This is a genomic window from Streptomyces sp. Ru71, from assembly GCF_002920535.1.
Lineage (GTDB): Bacteria > Actinomycetota > Actinomycetes > Streptomycetales > Streptomycetaceae > Streptomyces.
In genome coordinates this window covers 38591-64296 of the sequence record NZ_PQSS01000004.1, presented here as the reverse complement: position 1 = coordinate 64296, position 25706 = coordinate 38591, and the positions used below count along the sequence as shown (strand labels likewise).

At 70.5% G+C, this 25706-nt stretch carries 13 protein-coding genes; 5 read left to right on the top strand and 8 right to left on the bottom strand.

The window, feature by feature from the left end; genetic code table 11:
* Positions 1 to 27: 27 nt before the first annotated feature.
* The 4 genes from C3489_RS03980 to C3489_RS03965 form a co-directional block, all read right to left on the bottom strand.
* Positions 28 to 1668 carry a M4 family metallopeptidase gene (locus C3489_RS03980; protein WP_103779916.1) on the bottom strand — a complete coding sequence of 547 codons (1641 nt, stop codon included), beginning with the start codon at positions 1666 to 1668 and terminating at the stop codon, positions 28 to 30.
* 233 nt (positions 1669 to 1901) lie between these two features.
* Positions 1902 to 3947 carry a M4 family metallopeptidase gene (locus tag C3489_RS03975; protein ID WP_103779914.1) on the bottom strand — a complete coding sequence of 682 codons (2046 nt, stop codon included), beginning with the start codon at positions 3945 to 3947 and terminating at the stop codon, positions 1902 to 1904.
* A gap of 308 nt (positions 3948 to 4255) precedes the next feature.
* On the bottom strand, positions 4256 to 6112 hold the full coding sequence (locus C3489_RS03970) for an ABC transporter ATP-binding protein (protein ID WP_103779912.1): 1857 nt from the start codon (positions 6110 to 6112) through the stop codon (positions 4256 to 4258).
* The gene (locus C3489_RS03965; RefSeq protein WP_103779910.1) at positions 6109 to 7890 is read right to left on the bottom strand and encodes an ABC transporter ATP-binding protein; all 1782 of its coding nucleotides are present in this window, start codon (positions 7888 to 7890) and stop codon (positions 6109 to 6111) included. Before C3489_RS03965 ends, C3489_RS03970 begins: the two co-directional genes overlap by 4 nt.
* A gap of 208 nt (positions 7891 to 8098) precedes the next feature.
* Between C3489_RS03965 and C3489_RS03960 the strand changes: the two genes are divergently transcribed.
* From C3489_RS03960 to C3489_RS03945, 4 genes are read left to right on the top strand one after another with little or no spacing between them, the layout of a single operon-like run.
* Positions 8099 to 9010, top strand: a complete 912-nt coding sequence (locus tag C3489_RS03960; protein WP_181139478.1) for an ABC transporter ATP-binding protein — start codon at positions 8099 to 8101, stop codon at positions 9008 to 9010.
* A 5-nt stretch (positions 9011 to 9015) separates the two neighbouring features.
* Entirely contained in the window at positions 9016 to 9750 is a 735-nt protein-coding gene (locus C3489_RS03955) for an ABC transporter permease (protein WP_181139485.1), read from the top strand.
* Positions 9751 to 9793: 43 nt separating this feature from the next.
* A complete protein-coding gene (locus C3489_RS03950) occupies positions 9794 to 11074 on the top strand; it encodes a sensor histidine kinase (RefSeq protein ID WP_103779904.1) in 1281 nt (426 codons plus the stop codon).
* The gene (locus C3489_RS03945; protein ID WP_103779902.1) at positions 11064 to 11711 is read left to right on the top strand and encodes a response regulator transcription factor; all 648 of its coding nucleotides are present in this window, start codon (positions 11064 to 11066) and stop codon (positions 11709 to 11711) included. The genes C3489_RS03950 and C3489_RS03945 overlap by 11 nt, the downstream gene beginning before the upstream one ends.
* Here the strand turns inward: C3489_RS03945 and C3489_RS03940 are convergent.
* The 4 genes from C3489_RS03940 to C3489_RS03930 form a co-directional block, all read right to left on the bottom strand.
* Entirely contained in the window at positions 11708 to 13099 is a 1392-nt protein-coding gene (locus C3489_RS03940; RefSeq protein ID WP_103779900.1) for a sulfatase, read from the bottom strand. The two genes, C3489_RS03945 and C3489_RS03940, sit on opposite strands and share 4 nt — an antisense overlap.
* Positions 13100 to 13179: 80 nt before the next feature.
* On the bottom strand, positions 13180 to 13275 hold the full coding sequence (locus tag C3489_RS39940) for a putative leader peptide (RefSeq protein WP_374936717.1): 96 nt from the start codon (positions 13273 to 13275) through the stop codon (positions 13180 to 13182).
* 196 nt (positions 13276 to 13471) lie between these two features.
* On the bottom strand, positions 13472 to 14203 hold the full coding sequence (locus tag C3489_RS03935) for a hypothetical protein (RefSeq protein ID WP_146075271.1): 732 nt from the start codon (positions 14201 to 14203) through the stop codon (positions 13472 to 13474).
* Positions 14203 to 21951 (bottom strand): ricin-type beta-trefoil lectin domain protein, encoded by a 7749-nt coding sequence (locus C3489_RS03930; protein WP_258054547.1) that lies wholly within the window; start codon positions 21949 to 21951, stop codon positions 14203 to 14205. The genes C3489_RS03935 and C3489_RS03930 overlap by 1 nt, the downstream gene beginning before the upstream one ends.
* Positions 21952 to 22523: 572 nt before the next feature.
* Between C3489_RS03930 and C3489_RS03925 the strand changes: the two genes are divergently transcribed.
* Positions 22524 to 25682 carry a DNRLRE domain-containing protein gene (locus C3489_RS03925; RefSeq protein WP_103779895.1) on the top strand — a complete coding sequence of 1053 codons (3159 nt, stop codon included), beginning with the start codon at positions 22524 to 22526 and terminating at the stop codon, positions 25680 to 25682.
* Positions 25683 to 25706 lie beyond the last annotated feature (24 nt).

Below are 25706 nucleotides of genomic sequence, written 5' to 3'. Positions count from 1 at the left end.
CAGACGTTCCGGGTGCCGCCGTGTGCGCTAGGCGACGTTGACCGCGGACCAGGCGGCGGCGACCGCCTTGTACTCGGTGCTGGTGGAGCCGTACAGCGCCGACGCCGCGTTCAGGGTCGCCGTGCGGGCGGCCTTGTAGTTGGTCGTGGACGTCATGTACGTGGTGAGCGCCTTGTACCAGATCTGCAGCGCCTTGGCGCGGCCGATGCCGGTGACCGTGGAGCCGTTGTAGGTCGGCGAGTTGTAGCTCACGCCGTTGATCGTCTTGGCGCCGCTGCCCTCCGACAGGAGGTAGAAGAAGTGGTTCGCGACACCGGACGAGTAGTGCACGTCCTTGTTGCCCACGGTGGACGACCAGTAGTCGGCGGAGCCGCCGTCCTTGCTGGGCTTGTCCATGTAGCGCAGCGGGGTGCCGTCGCCGTTGATGTCGATCTTCTCGCCGATGAGGTAGTCACCGGGGTCGGAGGCGTTGTTGGCGAAGAACTCCACACCCGTGCCGAAGATGTCCGAGGTGGCCTCGTTCAGGCCGCCGGACTCGCCGGAGTAGTTCAGGCCGGCGGTGTTGGAGGTGACGCCGTGGCTCATCTCGTGGCCGGCCACGTCGAGGGAGGTCAGCGGGTCGGCGTTGCCGGCACCGTCGCCGTAGGTCATGCAGAAGCAGCTGTCGTCCCAGAACGCGTTCACGTAGGCGTTGCCGTAGTGGACGCGGGAGTAGGCGCCGACGCCGTTGTTCTTGATGCCGTTGCGGCCGAAGGTGCTCTTGTAGAAGTCCCACGTCTCCGCGGCGCCGTAGGCGGCGTCGGCCGCCGCGGTCTGGTCGGAGGAGGAGGTGGAGGCGGTGCCGGTGCCGAAGATGTTGGTCGAGTTGGCGACCAGGGTGCCCGTGCCGGACGTCTTGCGGGCCAGGTTGTAGGTCTTGTGGCTGCCCCGCGCGGTGTCGGTGAGCTGGTACGTCGAGCCCGACTGCACCGAGTTGAGGGTGACCGTGCCGGAGTACAGCGTCTTGCCGGTCGCGTTCTCGATGCCCTGGTACTCGTACAGCTTCTTGCCGGTGGCCGCGTCGGTGATGACGTGCAGCTGGTTCGGGGTGCCGTCGTCCTGCAGGCCGCCGACGACCGTCTCGTAGGCCAGCACCGGCTTGCCGCTCGCCGCCCAGATCACCGTGCGGGAGGAGTCGGCGGCGGTCTTCTGCGAGCCGGCCGCCCGGGCGGCGGTCAGGGCCTGCTTCTCGGCCTTGGCCGGGGCCAGGGCGGGCGTGAGCGAGGCGACCTTGATGGCCGCGTTGACGGCCTTGGTGACGCCCTTGGCCGCGCCGGACGCCGCCTGGTGCACGATGAGGTCGCCGCCGAGGACCGGCAGCCCGCCGTAGGTGCGCTCGTAGCGGGTGTGCGTGGTGCCGTCGGCGTCCTTGACGACGTCCTTGACGACCAGCTTCTCCTGGGCGCCCAGGCCTATCTGCCGGGCCGTGTCGGCGGCTTCGGCCTGCTTCTCCCGGATGAGGGAGGTGTGCGCGGCCGCGGACAGCTGGACCGGCGCCGCCGCGAGCGGGGCCGGGGTCTGTGCGGCCGCGGAACCGGTGGTCAGACCGGTGGTGAGGAGAGCTCCGGCCGCGACGGCGGTGGCGATGGCCAGAGTGGTGCGCTTGTGACGCGCGAAGGGGCTGGACACACAAGCTCCTTGTGGGGGAGACCGGTCCGGTTGTGGGGCAACCGGCCGAGGTGGTCGTGAGGTTGTGCGGCGGGTGAGGGAAGACTGGCATCTAGGGCGCGTACATGTCATGCCCTCTTGGTGATGTTGGCCGAAAAGTGACTGTCCGGTAAACGTTTCGGGAATGTAAAAAACGGGCACCGCCCCGGGGAGTCGAACCACCGGGGCGGCACCCTGTCGCGGGGCTGTGCGGCTTACGGGAAGGTCAGCTTCCAGCCGTCGATGTAGCCGGTGTCGTAGGAGGCCACGTCCTGGACGCGCAGCTTCCAGGTGCCGTTGGCCACCTCGGACGAGGCGTTGACCGTGTACGTCGCGTGCACGTCGTCCGCCGAGTCCGAACCGCTGGAGTTCTTCAGGCGGTAGGCCGTGCCGTCGGGGGCCAGCAGGTCGATCACCAGGTCACCGCGCCAGGTGTGCACGATGTCCACCGTCACCTGCAGGTTGGACGGGGCGTTGCCGGTGCGGCCGGTGACGTTGATGGAGGACGTGACGGCCGGGCCGTTGTCCGGAATCGAGACGTCGGCGGTGTTCTCGAACACCGTGCCGCCACCGCCGCCACCGCCCGAGCGGGAGCCGACCGCGACCGCCGCCCAGGCGTCCTGCACCGCCTTGTACTCGGCCGAGGTGGTGCCGTACAGCTCACCGGCCGCCGCGAGGGTGCCAGTGCGGGCGCCCGCGTAGTTGGTGGTGGAGGTGAACTTCGTGGTCAGCGCGCGGTACCAGATCTGCAGCGCCTTGTCCCGGCCTATGCCGGTGACCGGAAGTCCGTCCGCGGTGGGCGAGTTGTAGCTGACGCCGTTGATGACCTTGGCGCCGCTGCCCTCCGACAGGAGGTAGAAGAAGTGGTTCGCCGGGCCGGACGAGTAGTGCACGTCCACCGAGCCGATGCCGGAGTACCAGCTGTCCTTGGACGCGCCGTCCTTGCTGGGCTTGTCCATGTAGCGCAGCGGGGTGCCGTCGCCGTTGATGTCGATCTTCTCGCCGATGAGGTAGTCACCGACGTCCGAGGTGTTGTTCGCGTAGAACTCCACGCCCGTGCCGAAGATGTCCGAGGTGGCCTCGTTCAGGCCGCCGGACTCGCCGGAGTAGTTCAGGCCGGCGGTGTTGGAGGTGACGCCATGGCTCATCTCGTGGCCGGCCACGTCGAGCGAGGTCAGCGGGTCGGCGTTGCCCGAGCCGTCGCCGTAGGTCATGCAGAAGCAGCTGTCGTCCCAGAACGCGTTGACGTACGCGTTGCCGTAGTGCACCCGGGAGTAGGCGCCCACGCCGTCGTTGCGGATGCCGGAGCGGCCGAAGGTGTTCTTGTAGAAGTCCCAGGTGGTCGCGGCGCCGTAGTGCGCGTCGGCGCCCGCGGTCGCGGCGTTGGACGTGGTGCCGTTGCCCCAGGTGTTGGTGGTCTGGGAGAACAGCGTGCCGGTGCCGGACGTGCCGTGGTTCAGGTTGTACGTCTTGTGGCCGCCGCGGTCGCCGTCGTTGAGCGTGTACGTCGAGCCCGACAGGGTCGTCGTCAGCGAGACGGTGCCGCTGTACTGGGTGTTGCCGGTGCCCGTCGCGTTCTCGATGCCCTGGTACTCGTAGAGCTTGGCGCCCGTGGCCGCGTCGGTGATGACGTGCAGCTGGTTCGGGGTGCCGTCGTCCTGGAGGCCGCCGACGACCGTCTCGTAGGCCAGCACCGGCTTGCCGCTCGCCGCCCAGATCACCTTGCGGGAGGTGTCGGCGGAGGTCTTGGAGGAGCCGAGGGCCTTGGCGCGCTGCACGGCCTGCCGCTCGGCGGCCGCCCGGGCGACCTTGCCGTTGAGGTCGGCGACCTTCAGCTGGGCGTTCGTCGCCTTGATCACGCGCTGCGTCTGGCCGGACTTCGCGGTGTCGACGACCAGGTCGCCGCCCAGGACGGGCAGGCCGGCGTAGGTGCGCTCGTAGCGGGTGTGCGTGGTGCCGTCGGCGTCCTTGACGACGTCACGGACGACCAGCTTCTCCTGGGCGCCGAGGCCGATCCGGGTGGCGGTCTGCGCCTTGGCGGCGTCGGCGTCGCGCAGCAGCTCGGCGCGCTGCGACGGGGAGAGCTTGACGGCCATGTGCGCCGGGTTGGCCTTGCCGGCCGCCGGCGCGGCCGGAGCGGCGCTCGCGGCACCCGACTGGACCGCTGCGGCGAGCAGGGCGGAGACGCCGACGAGGGCGACGCCGGCGGCGCGGCGGTGCAGGGCGTGGGAGGTGCGTCTGCGCGAGGAACTGCTTCTCAACACTGACTCCTTCTGCGTGGCCGCGGGTCGCGCGGCCAGGGGGAGACCGGGCGGCCGATCGAGCCGTCCGGGCAGAACAGGGAGGTGCGCGAAAAACACAAGCGGCGGTGCGGTTCACGGCACAGCGAGGGGCTGTGGGGTTGCTGTGCAGTGGCCGTGGGAAGAGTGGCAGGAGATCTCGGCTCTTGTCAGGAGCGCGTCAGCAAGTTGGCTGGAAATCGTCCGTTGTCCGGATGTTCATGTTCGGTATGCGGACTGGTGGCCTGAGCGTCGAACGGATCACGGCCCGGCGGGCGCGGCGGGGGCCGTCAGGCCAGGCTGTCCCGCCACGCCCGGTGCAGGTCCGAGAAGCGGCCCGTGCCCGCGACCAGATCGGCCGGGGTGCCGTCCTCCACGATCCGCCCGTGCTCCATCACCAGCACCCGGTCGGCGATCTCCACCGTGGAGAGCCGGTGCGCGATCACCACCGCCGTACGCCCCTGCAGCACCGTCGCCATCGCCCGCTGCACCGCCCGCTCGCCCGGGATGTCCAGCGAACTGGTCGCCTCGTCCAGAATCAGCACCGCCGGATCGGCCAGCAACGCCCGCGCGAACGCGACCAGTTGCCGCTGCCCGGCGGAGATCCGGCCGCCCCGCTTGCGCACGTCGGTGTCGTAGCCGTCGGGCAGCGCGCTGATGAACTCGTGCGCGCCGATCGCCTTGGCGGCCCGCTCGATCTCCTCGCGGCTCGCCTCCGGGCGCCCGATGGCGATGTTCTCCGCGACCGTGCCGGAGAACAGGAACGCCTCCTGCGTCACCATCACCACCCCGCGCCGCAGTTCCGGCACGGCCAGGTCGCGCAGGTCCACCCCGTCCAGCAGCACCCGCCCCTCGGTCGGGTCGTAGAACCGGGCGAGCAGCTTGGCCAGCGTCGACTTGCCCGCGCCGGTCGAGCCGACCACCGCCACCGTCTGCCCGGCCGGCAGCGTCAGATCGAAGCGGGGCAACACCTCGCCGCCGGTGCGGTAGGCGAAGCGGACCCCGTCGAAGACGACCTCGCGGCCGGGGTGCTCACCGGCGAGCGGCGGCAGCTCCCTCGGCTGCGACGGCTCGGGCACGGACGGGGTCTGGGCGAGCAGACCGGCGATCTTCTCCAGGGACGCGGCCGCCGACTGGTAGGAGTTGAGGAACATCCCGAGCCGGTCGATCGGGTCGTACAGCCGCCGCAGGTACAGCACCGCCGCCGCCAGCACGCCGAGTTCCAGCGAGTCCTCGGCCACCCGGTAGGCGCCCCACAGCACGATTCCGGCGACCGCCGTGTTGGCGATCAGCCGGGAGCCGACGACATAGCGGGCCATCTCCAGCAGCGCGTCGCCGTTGGTGCGTTCGTGCCGCTGGTTCAGCACGGCGAACTCGGCGTCGTTGGCCGCCTCCCGGCGGAAGGCGCGCACCGGCCGGATGCCGTTCATCGTCTCGACGAACTTCACGATCACCGACGCGATCGCCGTCGACCGCCGCCGGTACACCTCGCCCGCCCGCCGCTGGTACACCCGCACCAGCAGGTACAGCGGCACGAACGAGGCCACCGCGACCGCGCCGAGGCCGAGATCCAGCCACAGCAGCATGGCCGAGATGTACACGAACGACAGGATGACCGTGACCAGCTCCTGCAGACCCTCGCTGAGCAGCTCCCGCAGCGACTCCACGTCCGTGGTGGAACGGGAGATGAGCCGGCCCGAGGTGTAGCGCTCGTGGAAGTCCACGCTGAGCGCCTGGGCGTGCCGGAAGATCCGGCCGCGCAGGTCCAGCAGCACGTCCTGGTTGACCCGTGCCGAGGCCGCGATGAACACGAACTGCAGCGCCCCGGACGCCGCCGCGCACAGCAGATAGCCGACGGCGACCGCGATCAGCGGCCCGTGCCGGTCGTCGCGGAACGCCGGTACGGCCGTGTCGATGGCGTACGCCACCAGCAGCGGGCCCGCCTGCACGGCCGCCTGCTGGAGCAGCAGCACCAGCACGGTCAGTGCGACCCGCGCCCTCATCGGCGCCAGCAGGGAGCGCAGCAGCGCCGCGGTGGCGCCGGGCGGGGAGGGCAGGACGTCCCGGTCGAAGGGGTCGCGGTCCTTCCCCCGGCGGGCTGGCTCGGTGTCGTCGGCGGCGGGGACGGACGTGGTGGGGGCCGTCATCTGTCGTCCTCCTCCGGGCTGTCCAGGCCCGACATCAGGTGCGCGTACTCGGCGTTGGTGTGCAGCAGTTCCTGGTGGGTGCCGACGGCGGTGATCCGGCCGTCCGACAGCAGCGCGACGCGGTCCGCGAGCAGCACCGTGGAGGGGCGGTGCGCGACGATCAGCGCCGTGGTGCCGGCGAGGACCTGGCGCAGCGCGGCCTCCACCGCGGCCTCCGTGTGCACGTCCAGCGCGGACAGCGGGTCGTCCAGCACGAGGAAGCGGGGCCGGCCGACCACCGCGCGGGCCAGCGCGAGCCGCTGGCGCTGCCCGCCGGACAGGCTCAGGCCCTGCTCGCCGACCTGGGTGTCGGTGCCCTGCGGCAGGGCGTGCGCGAAGTCGGCCTGGGCGACGGCCAGGGCCCGCTCCAGCTCCGGTGCGCCGGCCGCGCCCCCGGCGCCCATCAGCACGTTCTCGCCGACGCTCGCCGAGAACAGGGTGGGCTCCTCGAAGGCGACGGCCACCTTGGCGCGCAGCTCCTCGCGGGGCATGGCCGCGATGTCCTCGCCGTCCAGGGTGATCCGCCCGGAGGTCACCTCGTGCAGCCGCGGGATCAGCGCGGTGAGCGTCGTCTTGCCGCTGCCGGTCGCGCCGACCAGGGCCATGGACTCGCCGGGACGGATGTGCAGGTCGACCCGGTCGAGGACGGGCGGGGCGTCGGCGGGTGCGTCGGGGTAACGGAACGTCACCTGGTGCAGGCGCAGCCCCTCCTCGTCGTACCGCGTGCGCGCCGGCACCTCCGAGGACTCCGGCACCTCGTCCATCACCTCGAAGTACCGTTCCGTCGCCGTCGCCGCCTCCTGGCTCATCGCCAGCAGGAAGCCGATGGACTCCACCGGCCAGCGCAGCGCGAGGGCGGTCGACAGGAACGCGACCAGCGTGCCGGCGGACAGCGACCCGTCGGCCACCCGCACCGCCCCCACCACCAGCGCCGCCCCGATCGCCACCTCCGGCAGCGTCACGATGACCGCCCAGATCACCGCCAGCAGCCGCGCCTTGCGCAGCTCCGTGCCGCGCAGGGTCCGCGACAGCTCCCGGAAGGCCCGCGCCTGGCTGCGGTGCCGGCCGAAGCCCTTGATGATCCGGATGCCGAGCACGCTCTCCTCGACGACCGTCGTAAGATCGCCGACCTGGTCCTGCGCGAGCCGCGCCACGTCCGCGTACCGCTTCTCGAAGACCACGCACATCACGATCAACGGCACCGCCGGACCGAGGACGACCAGCCCCAGCGTGAAGTCCTGGGCCAGCATGATGAGCACGCCGACCAGGATCGTCACCCCGTTGACCAGCAGGAACGTCAGCGGGAAGGCCAGGAACATGCGCAGCAGCATCAGGTCCGTGGTGCCGCGCGAGAGCAGCTGCCCGGACGCCCAGCGGTCGTGGAAGGCCACCGGCAGCCGCTGCAGATGCCGGTACAGATCCGCCCGCATCTCCGCCTCGACGTGCGACAGCGGCCGTGCCACCAGCCATCTGCGCAGTCCGAACAGCAGCGCCTCCGCGACGCCGAGCAGCAGCAGGTACAGCGCGCCGAGCCACACCCCGGACGGGTCCCGGTCGGCGACCGGGCCGTCCACCATCCACTTCAGCACGAGCGGGATCACCAGCCCCACCAGGGAGGCGGTGACCGCGACGCCCGCAGCGGTGAACAGCCGCACCCGCACCGGCCGCACATACGGCCACAGGCGCAGCAACGTCCGTACGGCGGACCGGTCCGAGGTGGTTGCACGTGTCGTCGCCATCAGCAGCGACTCTACGGATCGCCACTGACATCGCCCACCGAGTTTCGGCCGGACCCCGCTCCGCCGCTGGTCCTACGACCTGCGGTGCGAGCCCCCGCAAGCGGGACGGGACCGGTGAGGTCGTAGCGCCGCATCAACCGATCGGCCGATGCCGCATCGAGCGCGACGGCCGATGCCGGGCACGGGGCCGGACCGGGACGCTGGTGCCATGCCCGACAACCCCGTCATCGAAGTCACCGGCCTGCGCAAGTCCTACGGCGGCCGCGCGGTCGTCGACGGCGTCTCGTTCACGGTCCGGGAGGGTGAGATCTTCGGCATCCTCGGCCCGAACGGCGCCGGCAAGACCACCACCGTCGAGTGCGTCGAGGGCCTGCGCGTCCCCGACGCCGGCCGGGTCCGCGTCGCCGGCCTCGACCCGGTCGCCGACCACGAGCAGGTCGCCCGCGTGCTCGGCGCCCAGCTCCAGCAGAGCGAGCTGCAGCCCAAGCTCACCGTCCGCGAGGCCCTTCAGCTGTACGCCGCCTTCCACGACCGCCCGCTCGACTGGCGGCCGCTCGCCGAGCGCCTCGGCCTGACGGACAAGCTCACCACCCGCTTCGCCCAGCTGTCCGGCGGGCAGAAGCAGCGCCTGTTCATCGCGCTCGCCCTGATCGGCAACCCCCGCGTCGTCGTCCTCGACGAGCTGACCACCGGCCTGGACCCGCGGGCCCGCCGCGACACCTGGCAGCTGATCGAGGACGTGCGCGCGAGCGGGGTCACCGTCCTGCTGGTCACCCACTTCATGGAGGAGGCCCAGCGGCTGTGCGACCGCGTCGCGGTGATCGACCGGGGCCGCGTCGCCGCCCTGGACACCCCCGAGGGGCTCATCCGCCGCTCGGCCGGCGCCACCGTCATCAGCTTCACCCCGTCCGCGCCACTGGACGAGCGCGCCCTCGCCGCGCTGCCCGCGCTGGCCCGGGCCGAGCACAAGGACGGCCGCGTCACGCTCTCCGGCACCGACGAGACCGTCAACGCCGTGATCACGCTCCTCGCCCGCCACCACATCACCGCCCACCAGCTGCGCGTCACCGACGCCACGCTCGACGACGCGTACCTGGACCTGACGGAGGCCGCCCGATGACCGCCCTGAACCCCGCCGTGCTGCGCACCGAGGCCCGGCTGTTCAGCCGCGAGCCCGGCGCGATCTTCTGGATCCTGCTCTTCCCCACCCTGCTGCTGGCGATCCTCGGCTCCATCCCCTCCTTCCGGCAGAGCGACGACTCCCTCGGCGGACTGCGGACCGTGGACGTCTACGTCCCGGTGGCGGTGCTGCTCGGGCTGATCGTCGGAGGGGTGCAGGGCCTGCCGCAGACCCTCACCGGCTACCGCGAGCGCGGCATCCTGCGCCGCATGTCCACCACGCCCGTCCGCCCCGCCGCCCTGCTCGCCGCCCACATGGTGGTGTACGGCGGTGCCGCCCTGCTCTCCGCGCTGCTCGCGCTGACCGTGGGCCGGGTCGCCTTCGACGTGACGCTGCCCCGGCAGAGCGCCGGCTATCTGCTCGCCCTGCTGCTGGCACTCGGCGCCGCGCTGGCGCTCGGCGCGGTGGTCACGGCGCTGTCGCGCACCACGAGGATCGCCGGGGCCATCGGCTCCGCGGTGTTCTTCCCGATGATGTTCTGCGCGGGTGTGTGGGTGCCGGTGCAGGCCATGCCGGACGTCCTCGCCCGGATCGTCGGCTGGACCCCGTTCGGCGCCGCCGCGCAGGCCCTGAACCAGGCCGCCGCCGGCCACTGGCCGGGCTGGGGCCACCTCGCGGTGCTCGCCGCCTGGACGGTCCTGCTGACGGGCGCGGCCGTGCGCTGGTTCCGCTGGGAGTAGGCGAGTGCGCGGCGCGCAGGGGGGCCGTATGCAGACTGAAGGCATGGTCGCCAAGGACACACAGCTCGAACAGCGGTGGGACCAGTTCCACCGCTGGGGCCCGTACGGGATGCTCGGCATCGCCACGCTGATCGCGGCGGCCACCCAGGACCTCATGGCGGGACCCGCCGAGCGGTACGCGGCCGGCGCACTGGTCGGCGCCGCGCTGCTCCTTCACCTGTACTGGGACCGGCGCCCCCACCGCCCCGCCGCCGGAGGCGGACGCCGCCGCCGGACGCCCTCCCGCGCGGGCACGGTGTTCTACGCGGTGCGCTGGGCCATCGCCTTCGCGCTCACCTGGCTCAACCCCTTCTTCGCCCTGTACGCCGTCACCGGGTACTTCGACGCCGACGAGCTGATCCCCGGCCGGCGCCGGCACCGCATCGGCCTGTTCGCCACCTCGCTCACCCTGGCCGGCTCGCAGTCCGGCGGGATGCCGCCGAAGAACGTCACGCAGTGGGGCGTGTTCTTCGGGATGCTCGTCGTCAACAACGTGCTGTGGATGGTCGTCGGCCACCTCACCCACCAGGAGGAGGAGCGCTCCCGGGCCCGCGCCGACACCATCGTCGAACTGGAACGCACCAACACCGCCCTCCAGCAGGCCCTCGACGAGAACGCCGCGCTGCACGCCCAGCTGCTCGTCCAGGCCCGCGAGGCCGGCGTCGCCGACGAGCGCCGGCGCCTGGCCGCCGAGATCCACGACACCCTCGCCCAGGGGCTGACCGGGATCATCGCCCAGCTGCAGGTCGTCGTGAACACCCCGGACGAGCGGCTGGCCCGCGAGCACACGGTCCGCGCCCTGGACCTGGCCCGGCACAGCCTGGGCGAGGCCCGCCGCTCCGTGCACAACCTCGCCCCGGCCGCCCTGGACCGCGACGAGCTGCCCGAGGCGCTGAAGAAGACGGTCGCCGCCTGGGGCGAACGCACCGGGGTGCGCGCCGACTTCACCGTCACCGGCACCGCCGAGCAGCTGCACGACGAGGTCTCCGCGACCCTGCTGCGCATCGCCGAGGAGGCCCTCGCCAACACCGCCCGGCACGCGGACGCGACCCGCGCCGGGGTCACCCTGTCCTTCATGGGCGACGAGGTCGTCCTCGACATCCGCGACGACGGCCGCGGCTTCGACCCGCTCGCCCTGCCCGAGCGCAGCGACACCGGCGGCTTCGGGCTCGGCGGCATGCGCGCCCGCGCCGAACGCATCGCCGGCTCCCTCACGGTGGAGACCGAACCGGGGCACGGCACGGCGCTGTCGGCTCGCGTACCGTTGGTGCGCCATGACCGATGAAGCGCCCGCCATCTCCCTGCTGATCGTCGACGACCACCCCGTGGTCCGGGACGGACTGCGCGGCATGTTCGCCGCCGCCCCCGGATTCACGGTCCTCGGCGAGGCCGCCGACGGCGTGCAGGCCGTCGAGCGCGCCGCCGCCCTCGACCCCGACGTGATCCTGATGGACCTGCGGATGCCCGGCGGCGGCGGGGTGGACGCCATCCGGGAGCTGACCCGGCGCGGCGCCCGCGCCCGGGTGCTGGTGCTCACGACGTACGACACCGACTCCGACACCCTGCCGGCGATCGAGGCGGGCGCCACCGGCTATCTGCTCAAGGACGCGCCCCGCGAGGAGCTGTTCACCGCGGTGCGCGCCGCCGCCGAGGGCCGCACCGTGCTCTCCCCGGCGGTGGCCTCCCGCCTGGTCTCGGCGGTCCGCGCGCCCAGGGCCCCGGGCAACGAGCCGCTGTCCGCCCGCGAGCGGGAGGTGCTGGCGCTGGTCGCCAGGGGCACCTCCAACAAGGAGATCGCCCGCGAGTTGTTCATCAGCGAGGCCACCGTGAAGACCCACCTCACCCATCTGTACGCCAAGCTCGGCGTCAACGACCGCGCGGCGGCGGTGGCGGTGGCCTACGACCGCGGCATCCTCGGCTAGTACGGCAGCAGCGTCGCGTCCACCTTCTCCCAGGCCGCCTTCAGCTCGGCGAGCAACTCCGGCCGGTCGGGAGCCAGATCGGCCTGTTCGCGGGCATCGGCGGCGAGGTCGAACAGGTGGTCCTTGCCGGCCGCGTCCCGGTAGTACTTGAGGTCGCCGCGCCGAAGGGCCCGGTTGCCGCGCACCCGCCAGAACAGGTCCCGCTGCGGCACCTCCTCGCCGTTCAGCAGGTACCCGGCCAGGCTGTGGCCGTCCAGCGGGTACGCCGGGTCGGGGCGGGCACCGGCCAGCTGGAGCAGGGTCGCCGTCCAGTCCGGTGTGTACACGGGGACATGGCTGACCTGACGGCCGTCGACGCGGGCCGGCCAGCGCAGGATCGTCGGGACCCGGATACCGCCCTCCAGCAGCGAGGCCTTCGCGCCGCTGAGCGGCCACTGGTAGGAGAAGCGCTCGCCGCCGTTGTCGGAGGAGAACACCACGACGGTGTCGTCCTCCTGTCCGGAGCGGCGCAGCGCGGCCAGCACCTCGCCGACGGCCGCGTCCAGGCTCTCCACCATCTCCTTGTACTTCTCCACCGAGCCGCCGTCGTTGTGCAGCAGCGCGCCGAGCACGTTCCCGGTGCGGATCTTCGCGGCGATCTCGGCGCCGGTCTCCTCGTCCTCCTCCGTGAGCCACGGCCAGTGCGGGGTGGTGAAGTTGAGGTTCAGCAGCCAGGGCCGCTCGTGCCGCCGGCCGACGAACTCCACGGCCCGCTCGGTCAGCACGGTCGTGTAGTAGCGCAGGTCCTGGTAGGTGGCGTCGCCCTCGTACAGGTCGTAGTCGCCGAGCTGGCCCAGCTTGGAGAAGTACTCCAGGGCGCCGCCGAAGTTGCCGAAGAACTCGTCCCAGCCGGACTTGGTCGGGCTGTAGTCGGGCAGCCAGCCGCAGTGCCACTTGCCGATCAGCGCGGTGGAGTAGCCCGCCTTCTTCAGCAGCGAGGCGAGGGTGGGGTGGTGCGGGTCGAGGCCCTGGCTGCGGTTGGCGATGGGCTCGGCGAGCCCGCCCTTGGTACGGCCCGGGAAACGGCCGGTGTAGAGACTGAACCGGGTCGGGGAGCAGGTCGCCGAGCCCGAGTAGGCGTCGGTGAACCGCACCCCCTGCGCGGCGAGCCGGTCCAGGTTCGGTGTCCTGATGTGCGGGGCGCCGTAGACGGACAGGTCGGCCCAGCCGAGGTCGTCGGCGAAGACGAACAGGATGTTGGGGCGCTTGCCGGGGCGCGCGCCGGGGCGGGCACGGAAGGGCCGCTCGGTGGGCGGCGCGGCCTCGGCGCCGGAGGCCGTACCGGCGACGGCGGTGACGGCACCGCCACCGACGAGACCGGTGAAAGCGCGACGGGATATTTCGGGCATGGAGGGTCCTCAAGGACAGCCGTGACCCACGGCGGGGCACGGCAAAGCCGAACGGGAGAGGAAAGGAAGAGGAAGGAGAGTCAGCTACAGATCGCGCTGGCCTGACGGCACAGGTCGACATGGCGTCGCGCCACGAGCGCGACGCACACCCCTGTGCGGACAGCGGAGAGCCTCATGATCACGCACGGTGTCAGGGGCGGGGGTGGGCGTCAATACGTGACGGAGCGGTTTCACAGCGCGTTCACGTGGCGCCGCGGCTCGGGTGGGGCCGCGGGTGCTCCGGACGCCTGAGCGGCTCTGGCACCGTCCAAGCCGAAGGCCCCGCCGAATGTCTCCATTCGGCGGGGCCTTCGGGGTGCGCGTGAGGCGGTTCTAGAGCTCGCCCGCCAGCGACAGGACCGTGCGCACCACGTCGTCCAGGGCGCGCACCTCCCGCTGTCGTTCCGGAGCGTCGGACGACCAGACGACGAAGCCCTCGCCGTCGGTCACCGGCCGCATCAGGATCTCCTGCGCCTCGGCGTCCTGGGGGTCCTGGTCCAGGTGCAGGGTCCAGTGGGACACGTACGGGAAGAACGTGCGCAGACCCGCCTGTTCGCGCAGGGCCAGCAGCACTTCCCGGTACATGCGGAAGGCGTCGTCACCGATGACCGCGTCCCACTGGGCCTGGACGGGGTTGCCGTCCTCGTAGGCCTGGCTCAGCCTGCCGGGCTCCATGAAGGGGAACCGCTCGGCGAGTTCCCTCAAGCCGGCACCCTGCCGCCAGGCGACCAGTACGTCGACCACCTGGGACAGGTCGGTGGTGCTGCCGCTCGCCCAGACGTGCCCCTGGCCGTCCAGGGAGACGGCGAACCTGCGGACCCCGTACCCGAGGACGACCCGCATGGCTCCCCGTGGCGAGCTGAACTCGGCCGTGCCCCACGGCGAGGCCGACGGGGTCGGCTCTGCCGTGGGGACACCGAGCTGGGTGCGGCGCCCGCCGGCGATCGCGAGGATCGCCGGCCGGAGCCCCCCGTTCTCGACGAGATCGGGGTAGTACCGAAGACGGGAGTCCTCGGCGGAGGCGTCGGACCCCGCGGGGTCCGACGGGCCGATGGGGTCCGTCATCAGGGAGCCCACTCCAGGGTCCACGCGGTGTACCACTTGCCCTCGTGCCACATGGGCTCGTCCACGTCGACGCGGCCGTTCCTGTCGTAGAACCGGACGTTGTTCCAGGATCTCCGTCCGCCGATCACGGCTCGGGCGATCCAGGCCATTTCCTGCTGCGTCGCGTGAACGCCCTTTCCGCCCGCGAGGCCCCGCGTGGCCATGCCCTCGAAGCCTCCCTCGAAGTCCTCCATGTACACGTGGATCACGGTGTCGGGATCGTCGATGGCGTTCCTGACGTGCGTGCTCCAGTCGTTAATGTACTTCGGGTCCATGTAGTGGGTGAAGCCTTCGCTCTCGGCCCACTTGGCGGTGCCCGACTTCTGGTACCCGAGCGCCACGTTGTTGCAGTTGTGGACCAGGACCGAAGTACCGCCCGCGACCACGTAGTACGTGTGGACGTCACTGACGGTGAGGTTGTGGACCGTCGCTACAGCGGCCGTCCACCGCTCGATCGCCGCGACCTGCACGTAGGTGCCCGCGCTGGTCTGCAGCCACTGGCCGGCGCGCAGGTCGGTGGCCATGACCCAGGCGTGCAGCCCCGGGACCCAGAAGGGGTGGCCGTCGGTCGCGGTGACCTGGGCCGTCTTGTTCCCCTTCGAGCCGTCGGTGTCGATCACGACCTTGACCAGGTGCTTCAGGCCGTGGCCCTTGATCTCGGCCGTGACCGTCTCGATCCGGCGCTCACCCGTCTTCGGGTCGGTCGTGACGACCTTGTCGCCGGTCTTGACCTTCTCGATCGGCTTGGTGGTGCCGTCGGCCATCAGGACCTTGGTGCCGGGGACGAAGCTGTTGCAGGTGTCGCCGTCACCGTCGACCTTGCCGGAACCGCCGCTGCCGCTGGAGCCTCCGTTGTTCTTGGAGGAGCCGCCGGACTTGCCGCCGGGCTTGGAGCCGCCGCTGCCGCCGCCGCCCTTGCCGCTGCCCTTGCCACCGCCGCCCTTGCCGCCACCGCTGTGCGACGACGACTTCGGGGCCGCCTTGGCCTGGGCCGCCTTGTGGCGGGGGTTACCGGTCTTCCTGGCGGCTGCCGCCGCCTTGTCGGCTGTTCGTTTGGCTGCTTCGGCCGCTTTCTTCTTCGCTCTCTGCGCTGCCAGCTTCTTCGCTCGCTCGATGGCGAGTTTCTTGGCTCTCAGCGCTGCGGCTTCGGCCGCCTTGGCCGCCTTCAGAACGAGTTCCGCCGCCTTCTTGGCCGCGCGGAAGGACTCGACCGCCTTGATGGTGCGCTTGACGGCCTTGATCACCGACGGGATCTTGCCGAGCTTGGTCCACGGGATCGCGTCGACCACGATGCCGACGCAGGACCACATGTCACCGCCGAAGCACGCCATGGCGTCGTTGATGCCGATGAAGTCCTTCAGCGTCTCCCACGCCACGGCCAGGATCACCGAGGTCAAGGACTTGCCCATCATGGCCTGGGCCTGCGCGACCTGCGCCGCCGACAGGCCCGCGCCGGCGAGGGCCGCGGCCCGCTCCGAGGCCGTCAGCGAGATGGCCTCACCCGACGGGTCGGAGAAGGTCACCGGGTTGTTGTGCGCGTAGGCGTACCCGTTGGACTGCAGGACGTCGTTGAGGTCCAGCACCGGGTCGGCGGACAGGAAGCGTCCCACCACCGGGTCGTACATCCGGGCGCCCAGCTGGACGAAGCCCGTGGCGCTGTCCTCGGCCGCACCCAGGAACCCGGTGTGCGACTGCCGGTTGACGCCGATTGTGTCGGCGCCGCGCTGGTTGCCGAACGGGTCCTGCTTGCGGATGCGCACCGACATGCCGCCGTCGAGGGCGACCTCCGCGTACGTGGTGCCCTGGTGGTCACCGGTGATCGCGACCAGCTTCTCGGCGCCGGTGCCGTACGCGTAGCGCATGACCGCGCCGCCGGCCGAGGAGTAGGTGCGCTGGGTGTTGACCAGGACGCCGCCCTTCTGGACGGTGACCTCGGCCTCGCCCAGGTTGAGCGTGGCCTGCTTGCCCTTGATGGTCAGCAGGGCGGAGCCGTCGGGGCCGTAGATGTAGCGGGTGTCGTTCTGCGGCAACCAGAGTTGCTCGGCCTTGGTGCCGTCACAGGTGGCGAGCACGACCGGGGTCGAGTTCGCCGAGTTGGCGCCCTGGACCGCCAGGCACAGGCCCGACACCACGTGGGTGAGCTGACCGGAGGCGTTGCGCTTGAGCTCCTGGCCGGCCGAGCCGTCGCACTTCTGCAGCTGGACGGCCGACCCCGCGGTGTTGGCGGCGGGCTGGACGCACCACTTGTCGTAGACGTTCAGCGTGCCCTGGTCGGGGTTGGTCCCGCCCGGGGTCTGGCTGAAGCGCCAGTTCTGCGCCGGTGAGGCGTTGCAGGCGTACAGCTGGATCGCCGTCGCCGCGACCGCGAGGCCGCCCTTGAGGTCCAGGCACTTGTCGGCAAGGCCCACGTACGGGGTCTTGCCGCCGCTGCCCGCGCCCGTGATGCGGTCGACCTTGCCGTCATAGGTCCAGGTCAGCGACTGCTTGTCGCCGTTCTGGAGGGAGGTGACGGACTTGGTCTCGCCGGTGAGCTCGTACAGACGCTCCGCCTCGGCCTTGACCTGCGCGCCGGCCGGCGTGGTGTAGGTCTTGGACACCTTGGTCAGCGTGTGAGGCTGGGTGCCGTCGGCCTTGCCGTAGGCGTAGGTGGTCGTGGCGTCCTTGGCGGTGTTGCCGGTGAGGTCCTTCTCGGTCAGCTTGGTGCGGTTGCCGAGGAGGTCGTACTCGTACTCCTGCCAGTAGCCGGACTTGTCGGTGCCGGGGGCCACGTTGAGCGAGCCGTCGGCGTTCTTCGGAGCGGTGCAGGTGGACTGGTCCTTGGCGGTCCAGGCCGTCTTGAGCTGGCCCAGCGGGTCGTAGACGAAGCACTGGCGCTCGTCGATGCCGGTGGCCCCCTCCTTGATGGAGGTGACGTTGCCGGAGGGGTCGTAGGTGTAGGAGCGCTTGGAGACGAGGTTGCCGGGGAGCAGGGAGGTGTCGCCGCCGTTGGTGGCGCCCTTCTCCCGGTAGACCTGCTGGTCCTTCAGCTCACCGCTGGACTCGTCGAAAGTGTTCTGCGTCCACACCCGGTAGGGCTGGGCGCCGAGCGTGGAGCGCAGCACCTGGCCGTAGGGGTCGTAGACGGTCTCGGAGCCGTACCAGTCCTTGCCGGACAGGGACAGCGGCTTGCCGTCCTTGTTGTACCGGACGACCAGCTTCTCGGAGGCGAGCTTGCCGATCTTCGGCAGCGTGGAGCTCTCCACCATGCCGTTGTCGCTGTACTGGTGGGAGTACGTGTACGACTTGTCCAGGCCCCAGGTGGAGGCCAGGCTGTCCGGCAGGGTCAGCGTGGTCGAGGTCGGCTGGTAGTCCTTGGTGTAGCCGTCGACCTGCTGGGTGTAGGCCTCACCGTCGGTGTAGCGGGTGGCGGTGTAGGGCATGCCCTTGCCGCCGGGCGCCAGGTCGTAGGTGAAGTTGGCCAGCAGGGTGCCGGTCGCGTTGTTCAGGCGCTGCTCGGTCGGGCGGGAGATGGCGTCGTAGCCGTTCCAGACCGTGCCGCGCTGGTTGGTCGTGGTCAACGGCCGGTCGTGGCTGTCGTACGCCGTCCGCGTCGTGCCCGTGTCCGGGTCCGTCGCGGTCTCCATGTTGCCGCGGTGGTCGTACGTCCACGTCCACGCGTGCGTGGCGTCGGCGGAGTTGACCGCCTTCACCAGCTGGCCGCGGGTGTCGTACTGGTAGCGCATCGACGTGAAACCGTCGGGCGCCGCCGGGTTGAAGGTGTCCACGCGCTGGGTGCGGCCGAGGGCGTCGGTGTAGACCCGGTAGGACGAGACGCCCTGCGGGTTGTTCACCTTCGACCAGTCCAGGCCGTACTCGTAGCGGATGGCCCGTTCCGGGACCTCCTTGGAGACGGCCTCGCCCGTCAGCGGGTCGGCGACCTTGAGGACCGGGGTCTCCTGCAGCACGCGGCCGGAGCCGTCGTAGGTGTAGCGCGTGATGTTGGGGACCTGAGTGTCGGCCTCCGGGGTGAACAGCTCGCCCGGCTTGGCCTCGAAGGTCAGGTAGGCGTTGTTGGTCTGCCAGACCTCACCGGAGCTGTTGTAGAGCGTGTCGGTGATCAGCCAGCCGCCGCCGTCCGCCTCCTCCTGCTGCTGCCGTTCGCGGCCGAGGCCGTCGTAGAGGGTGACGGAGGTCTCGATGTGGTCGTTGTAGCCGCGCGTGTACGTGGTGACGTAGGACGGCTTGCGGTCCTCGCCCTCCTTGTACTCGGGCACGGTGTAGACGGCCTTGAAGTCCGGCACGGCCGTGTCGGACGGGGCGCGGTCCGCCGACCAGGCCTTCTCAAGGCGGCCCAGAGGGTCGAACTCGGCCTGGGTGACGTGGTTGTTGGCGTCCGTCGTCTTGGTCGTGGTGCCACGACCGGGCTCGATCTCACGGACCTCGGAGTGACCGAGGGCGTTGGTCTCGGTCACCTTGAAGACCTGGCCGTTGGCCGGCTCGTAGGTGAGCAGGCCCGACGTCTTGTGGTCCGTGTCGGTGGTGCGGGTGACCCGGCCTATGGCATCGAACTCGGTCGTGCCGTCGGACTGCCAGCCCGTGCCCGCGCCGTTGATCGACCAGGTCTCGGACGCCTCGCCCTTGGTGGTGTCGGCGAGCGCGACGCCGTAGCCCTGGCCGTCGTAGGCGGTACGGGTGCCGCTGCTGAGCGAGCCGAGGTTGGCGAAGTCGGCGGCCGCGCAGGTGGTCGGCGAGACCAGGACCTGCTTGGACAGGCCGATCAGGTTCTTGGCCGTGTTGTGGACGTACTCGGACTTGGTGCACGACTCGTCGCCGGTCTTGCCGGTGTCGCCGAGCGACTCCACCAGCACGGGCAGGCCGTAGGTGGACTCGTACGTCGTGTGCGTCTTGACGATCCGCTCGGTGCGGGTGTCGTCGCTGTTGCTGCCGGAGGACTTGGTGTAGGCGATCTCGTCGGGCTCGGTCACGCGCCAGGCGCGCAGCGGGTCCAGGCCGTCGTCACGGTCGCGGTGGGCCAGCTCGGTGGCCTCCGGGACGGTGATGGAGCGCGAGACCCACTCGGTGTCGGCGTCGGTCGCGTTGTCGTAGTCCAGCTCTTCCGCGATGCGACCGGCGAACGCCTCGCGGTCCTTCGCGATCTCGGTGCCGGTGATGTCCTTCATCGACACGGTGTCACCCATGCCGCGGAAGAACCTGGTCACCGCCTTCGACCGCTTCGAGCCGATCGTCGCGTCGTCCGTACCGGTGATCACCGTGGTCTGCTCGACGCCCGCGAACTGTGAGTAGGTCCGCGTGGACTTCTTGGTGAACTCCTGGTCGGCGAGCTTCCAGCCCGGGTTCTTGTACTGGTACGCCGTCTTCGTCGCGAACGCGCCGTCGACGTTGGGCAGTTCCTCGATGGACTCCACGACGTACTTGTGGAACCAGTCGATGTCCTCGACCTCGGGGTCCGGGGACCAGAACGAGGGGTAGCACAGCCGCGTGTTCGCCTTCAGCGCGGCGGTGTCCTTCTTGTCCGGCAGGTTGGTGCCGGTCGCGCAGTCACCCTCGGCCTTCTTGTACGTGACGACCGTCTCGCCGCCGTACTCGTTGATGACACGCGCGATCCGCAGCCGGGAGAAGCCGGGCCGCGGGTCGTTCGGGCGCATCACCCGGTTCGGCATGTCCTCGGCGTTGGACTCGAACCGCACCGCGTTCATGGTGACGCTTCGGTCCGTGCTGCCGTTGCGGGCGTAGCCCGTGCGCTGGACGGACTCCAGCCACAGCGCGGTGTTGGGGCCGGTCTTGAGGACCGGGAAGCTCTGGGTGAGCGTGTAGCGGTCCACGACCTGGCGGGCGGTGGTGTCGGTACGGCGCTGAGCGGAGGTCTGGATCTGCACCAGCCGCTTGCGGCTCCAGAAGGAGGGGCCGGCGTTCCAGCACTTCGTCTTGTAAGTGGACGTGACCTGCTTGCAGTTCAGGTCGGCCGGGGTGTCGTACCAGATGCGGTACTTGCCCGGATCCTTGTCCTCGAAGTTGGCGTCCGAGCAGGTCAGGGTGCCCTCGTCAATGCAGCGCTCGGCGACGGTGAAGTTCACCCGGGCCGGCGCGGTCGCAGAGAACAGGGTGTCCTTGCGCTGGCCGTAGTCGATGTGGTCGAGCCAGCCGTCGCGGTCGTAGACGACCGGGGCCTTGAAGTCGAAGTTGCGCGCGTAGTAGTTCTGCGCCTTCTTCCACCACAGGGACATGGCGTTGCCGTGGATGTCCTCGACGTAGTCGAGGTTCCAGCGCCAGCCCTGGGTGCACCACGAGTGGGCCCAGTCGCCGGCCTTGTAGCAGTCCTCGCCGTCGTGGTTGCCGTAGACCGGCACGGTCAGCACCGAGTCGGTGGTCGGCTGGCCCGAGGTCCAGTTCGGGAGCTTGTTCAGGCCGAAGTGGTAGCGGGTGCCGTCCTTGGTGGTGACGACCCAGTACTCGCCCTTGTAGGCGCCGTTGCCATTGTCCGTGCTGGTGAGCCGCTCGATCTTCGAGCCGTCGCCGTTGGCGGTGAACCACTTGCCCTGGGTCTTGTCCCAGACCAGCTCGGTGGTCATCCCGCCCAGCGACAGGGTGGCGTTCATCGAACCCCAGCACAGGTCCGCGGTGCGGTGGGTCTTGTTGTTGGACCCGTCCTTCTTGGAGTCCTCACGGCAGTTGGCGTACGTGCGGGTGATGGAACCGGGGTTGTAGTCCCAGCCGTCACCGATCCACGAGGCCTGGTTGTTCGTCGCCGAGGTGCGGCCGTCCACCGACTGCGAGGAGTAGCCCAGCGAGATCTTCGGCATCAGACCGCCGGCCGTCTCGGGCACCTGCACGTCGTAGGAGTAGGTGAACGCGCCCGAGGACGAACCCGCCGCCCAGTCGCCGGACGACAGCAGCGGCGACGCGGTGAAGTCGCCGGAGGCCGAGGCACCGGTGTCCATCGCGCCGATGACCTGCGGGCCCGAGGCGTCCACGACCGGCAGGACGTCACCGCTCTTGTACGACGCCGTGCGGACCGAAGCCCCGGAGGTGGTGGCACCGGCGTCGCCGCCGAGCAGGTCCCCGACCGGCACCGAGCCGGTGAGGATCTTGCGCTTGCCGGCCTTCTTCGCCGCCTTGGTCTTCGTGGGGGCCTTGTCGGCCGGGACCACCTTGACCGAGCTGCGCAGCCGCTCCGGCTGCACCTCGGTCTTGCCCGACATGGTGGTCGTGCCGCTGTCGGGCGCGCAGTCACCGGTGTCCGGGGCGTCCATGACGCAGTTGGGCAGCAGGACCAGGCCGAAGCGGTCGGCGGCCTGCGGGCCGTACAGGTCGGCGAAGCTCGTGGTGTCCACGGCGATCGAGACCTGGGCCGTCGGGTCGGCGTCGGCCGGCGGCGTGACCTTCATGATCATGCCGGAGACGTTCGCGTCCTGGGACGCGGTCGGCGCGGCCAGGTCGACCTTCCAGGTGCCGTCGATCGCGGCCGGGTCGGTGCCGACCGGCACGCCGACGGCGATCGGCAGGTCGTCGACGGGAACCGTGGTGCCCGGCGTGGCGTCCGCCGCCAGGGTGGCGACACCCGTGTCCGCCGCCCACGGCGTGACCGCTGTCGGCGCGTACGGGTCGATCGGAACCTCGGGCGCCGTGGTGAGGTTCTTCTCCGCTTCCTCGTCCGCGTCCAGCGCGGTGGGCTCGGGCAGGTCGGGGAGCTTGACCTCCTCCCGGTTCATACCGGGACCCGGTATCGCCCAGGCCTCCGTTCCGAGACTGGTCACCAACAAGGCCGTGGACAACAAAAGGACGGTCGCCGCGCGGCTTTGCCGGCGGCGCCGTCGTTGTGACTCCGTCGCTGCGGGGCGCCAACGCCCCAGCCACGACGGTGGACTTTGAGCGCGCATTCGCGTCGACCCCACCAAGGCATGCGAGAAAAACGACAGATGGAATCCGCACCCTCTGTCATGACCGCCACACGCTTCAACACTGATTCCGCGCGGTTCCTCACGTCCGAGTGACATGCGCCACGCCGCGATAACTGATTGATCGTCACCTTCGGGTACAAGTCGACAAACGTGACCACTCGTATTGTCGGGTGCACTTCAGGTACACAAAAGCCGCACGTCCGGCACCTTCAAGGCGGAGTCAAGTACTCCCCTTGTAATCGTCACAACTTCATAAATTCTCCATACATGGACTGGCTATGAAGAACGTGTGATCGTGTGCGCGACCTTGCCCCGCGGCCTGCCGACCGGGGCCGTTCGTGCTGTCCGTATCCGCCTGGTCCACACGGGAGTAGACCGCCGCCGTGTCCGCGCCGCCTCGTTTTCTCAGCCCCTTCGTGCGCACGCGCACCAGGCTGGCTGTCACCCTCGGCCTCGTACTGGCCGCCCTGACCGCAGCGTTGTTGCCCTGGTGGCAACCCGACGAAGCCTCACCACCCGAAGCCGGCAAGGCCACCGACGCCCGCCCGGCCTCCACCGGCCCGCGCGACGAGAGCGCCGCCCAGGCCGAGGCCAAGCGCACCCGCAAGCAGGTGCTGGTCGACACCGCGACCACCGCCACCTCGCAGACCTGGGCGCTGCCCGACGGCAAGATGCGCACCCTGATGACGGCCACGCCGACGCGGGCGAAGACCGCGACGGGCACGTGGGCGCCGATCGACAACCGGCTGCGCCGGGTGAAGAACGCCCCGCGCAACCTGGGCGTACAGCCCGTCAACGCCGCCCAGCCGATCCGCTTCTCCAGCGGCACCAGGACCGGCCACGCCGACCGCTCCCTGGCCCGCTCACCCCTGGCCGACGTCAAGGACACGGTGCTGGCCGAGGTCGACATCGCCGGCCACACCGTCGCCTACACCTGGCCCGGCACCCTGCCCGAGCCGGTCCTCGACGGTCCCCGCGCCCTGTACTCCGAGGTACTCCCGGGCGTCGACCTGCTGCTGGTCGCCCGCGAGGAGGGCGGCTTCGCCCAGCTCCTGATCGTCAAGAACAAGGAAGCCGCGCAGTCCGAGGCACTGGCCACCGTCGCCTACGGCCTGCGCTCGGCCACGGCCGTCTTCCACCACGACCCCGGCACCGGCCGCGTCCTGGTCCAGGACAAGTCCGGCAAGGAGATCGGCTCCATTCCCACCCCCTTCGCGTGGGACTCCTCCGGCCGCGACCCCGAGCTGGACGAGGGCAAGGGCACCCCGCGCACCTCGACCGCCACGCCGGCCGACGTGCTGAAGCTGTCCGGCCTGAGCGGCATCGAGCCCGGCGCCCACAGCGCCCCCCTGCCCGTCAAGCTCGACGGCGACGGCACCGGGACCACCCGCCTGGACCTGAACGCCGCCCAGACCGGCCTGTTCACGAACGCGTCCACGAAGTTCCCGGTCTTCGTCGACCCCACGCTCAACTCCGCCTGGCTGGCCTGGACGGTCGCCTACAAGCCGTACCCGAACACCAGCTTCTGGAACGGCACCAACTTCTCCTCCGGCACCTCCGACGCCCGCGTCGGCCACGAGAGCGAGACCGGCGGCACCGCCCGCTCCTTCTGGCGGATGAACTACAGCTCCAGCCTCAAGGGTGCGACGATCTCCTCCGCGGCCTTCAAGGTGCTCAACAACCACTCCTGGTCCTGCACCGAGCGTGAGTTCCAGTTCGCCATCACCGGGGCGATCTCCTCCGGCACCACCTGGAACAAGCAGCCGAGCTGGTCCACCGTGCAGCAGAAGAAGTCCTTCGCGCACGGCTGGTCCTCCACCTCCTGCCCGGACGAGTACGAGTCCTTCAACGTCAAGGACGCGGCCCAGAAGGGCGCCGACAGCGGCTGGTCGAACATCACCTTCGGCATCCGCGCCACCACCGAGACCGACGTCCAGACCTGGCGCAAGTTCAAGGCGACCAGCGCCGCCATGGAGGTCGTCTACAACCGGCCGCCGTCCGAGCCCACCGGCGGCAAGTCCACGCCCGGCGGCACCTGCTCCGTCGGCGGCAGCGGCGTGACCGTCGGCAAGACCAACGTCGTGCTCTCCGCGACGGCCAAGGACGCCGACGGCAACCTGAGCAAGCTGCGCTTCCGCTTCTGGAAGACCGGAGGCACCGTGCCCTCGGGCACCCTGGTCACCCCGAACAGCAGCGGCACGGCCACGCTCACCATCCCGTCCACCTTCCCGCTGGAGGACAAGGCCACCTACTCCTGGGACGTGCGCGCCGAGGACTCCGGCGGCCTGGTCTCCTCCTACTTCCCGCCCGGCACCGACCCCTGCCGGCTCACCGTCGACGGCAGCGCCCCGCCGCCGCCCACCGTGGACAGCGACGTCTTCCCCGAGGCCACCCCCGACGGGCAGACCTGGGCCACGGTGAAGTTCGGCGGCAAGGGCGCGGTCAAGTTCACCTCCGAAGGCGCCTCGCAGTTCCGCTGGTCGATCGAGGGCAACAACCCGGTCTACGTGCCGGCCACCAGCAACACGGCCACGCTGCCCGACTTCACGCCGGCGCACGCGGGCCCCAACACCCTTCAGGTGTACGCCTACGACGTCAACGGCAACGCCAGCCAGCGCACCGACTACACCTTCTACGTGCCGCCGCGGGACACCGCCGACGGCCCGATGGACACCGGCGGCGACGCCAAGCCGGACCTGCTGATCGTCAACGCCGACGGCAACCTGCGCAACTGCGTCGGCGGGGACGACGGCGACCTGTACAACTGCCTGACCGCCTCCTACGACGAGAACAAGAAGACCGACCCGGCCGGCCACTGGTACGACCCGGCCACCGGCAAGGCCGCCCTGATCACGCACTACCAGGACGCCTACCCCGGCGACGGCTCCACCGACCTGTTCGCGGTGTCGCCCGACGGTCACTTCTACCTCTACCCGGGCGACGGCTACGGCAGCTACGACGTCACCCAGCGCCTGGAGGTCCGCCTCCCGTCCAACGCCCCGGCGCCCTCGACCTGGACGCAGATCAAGGCCGTCGGCGACATCACCGGCGACAAGCTGCCCGACCTGGTGCTGCGGGCCGGCACCGCGTTCTGGACGCTGTCCGGCTACACCGGCGCCACCTTCCAGACCGCCACGCTGATGGAGGGCACCGCCTGGGCCCGCCGTGACATCGTCAACGTCGCCGACATCAACGGAGACGGCACGCCCGACCTGCTGTGGCGCAACCTGGACAACGGCAACATGTACCAGCGCGACGGCAAGCCCGGCACGGTCGCCGGCAGCGTCGACCTGGAGTCGATCAAGGTGGCCGCCAACTCCCTCACCGGCAAGGACGAGGCCTACGGCACCAGCTGGACCGAGGCCAACGTGCCCACCGCCATCGGTATTCCGGACGTCAACAACGACGGGATCCCCGACATCTGGGCCCGCCTCGCCTCCGACGGCTACACCCGGATCTACCACCCGTCCCGGACCAACACCAACGCCCCCGTGCGGGTCGTGCTGTCCGTGAACTGGAACACGATCAAGTCCTTCGGCTGAATCGACAGGAACACCGCATCGCAC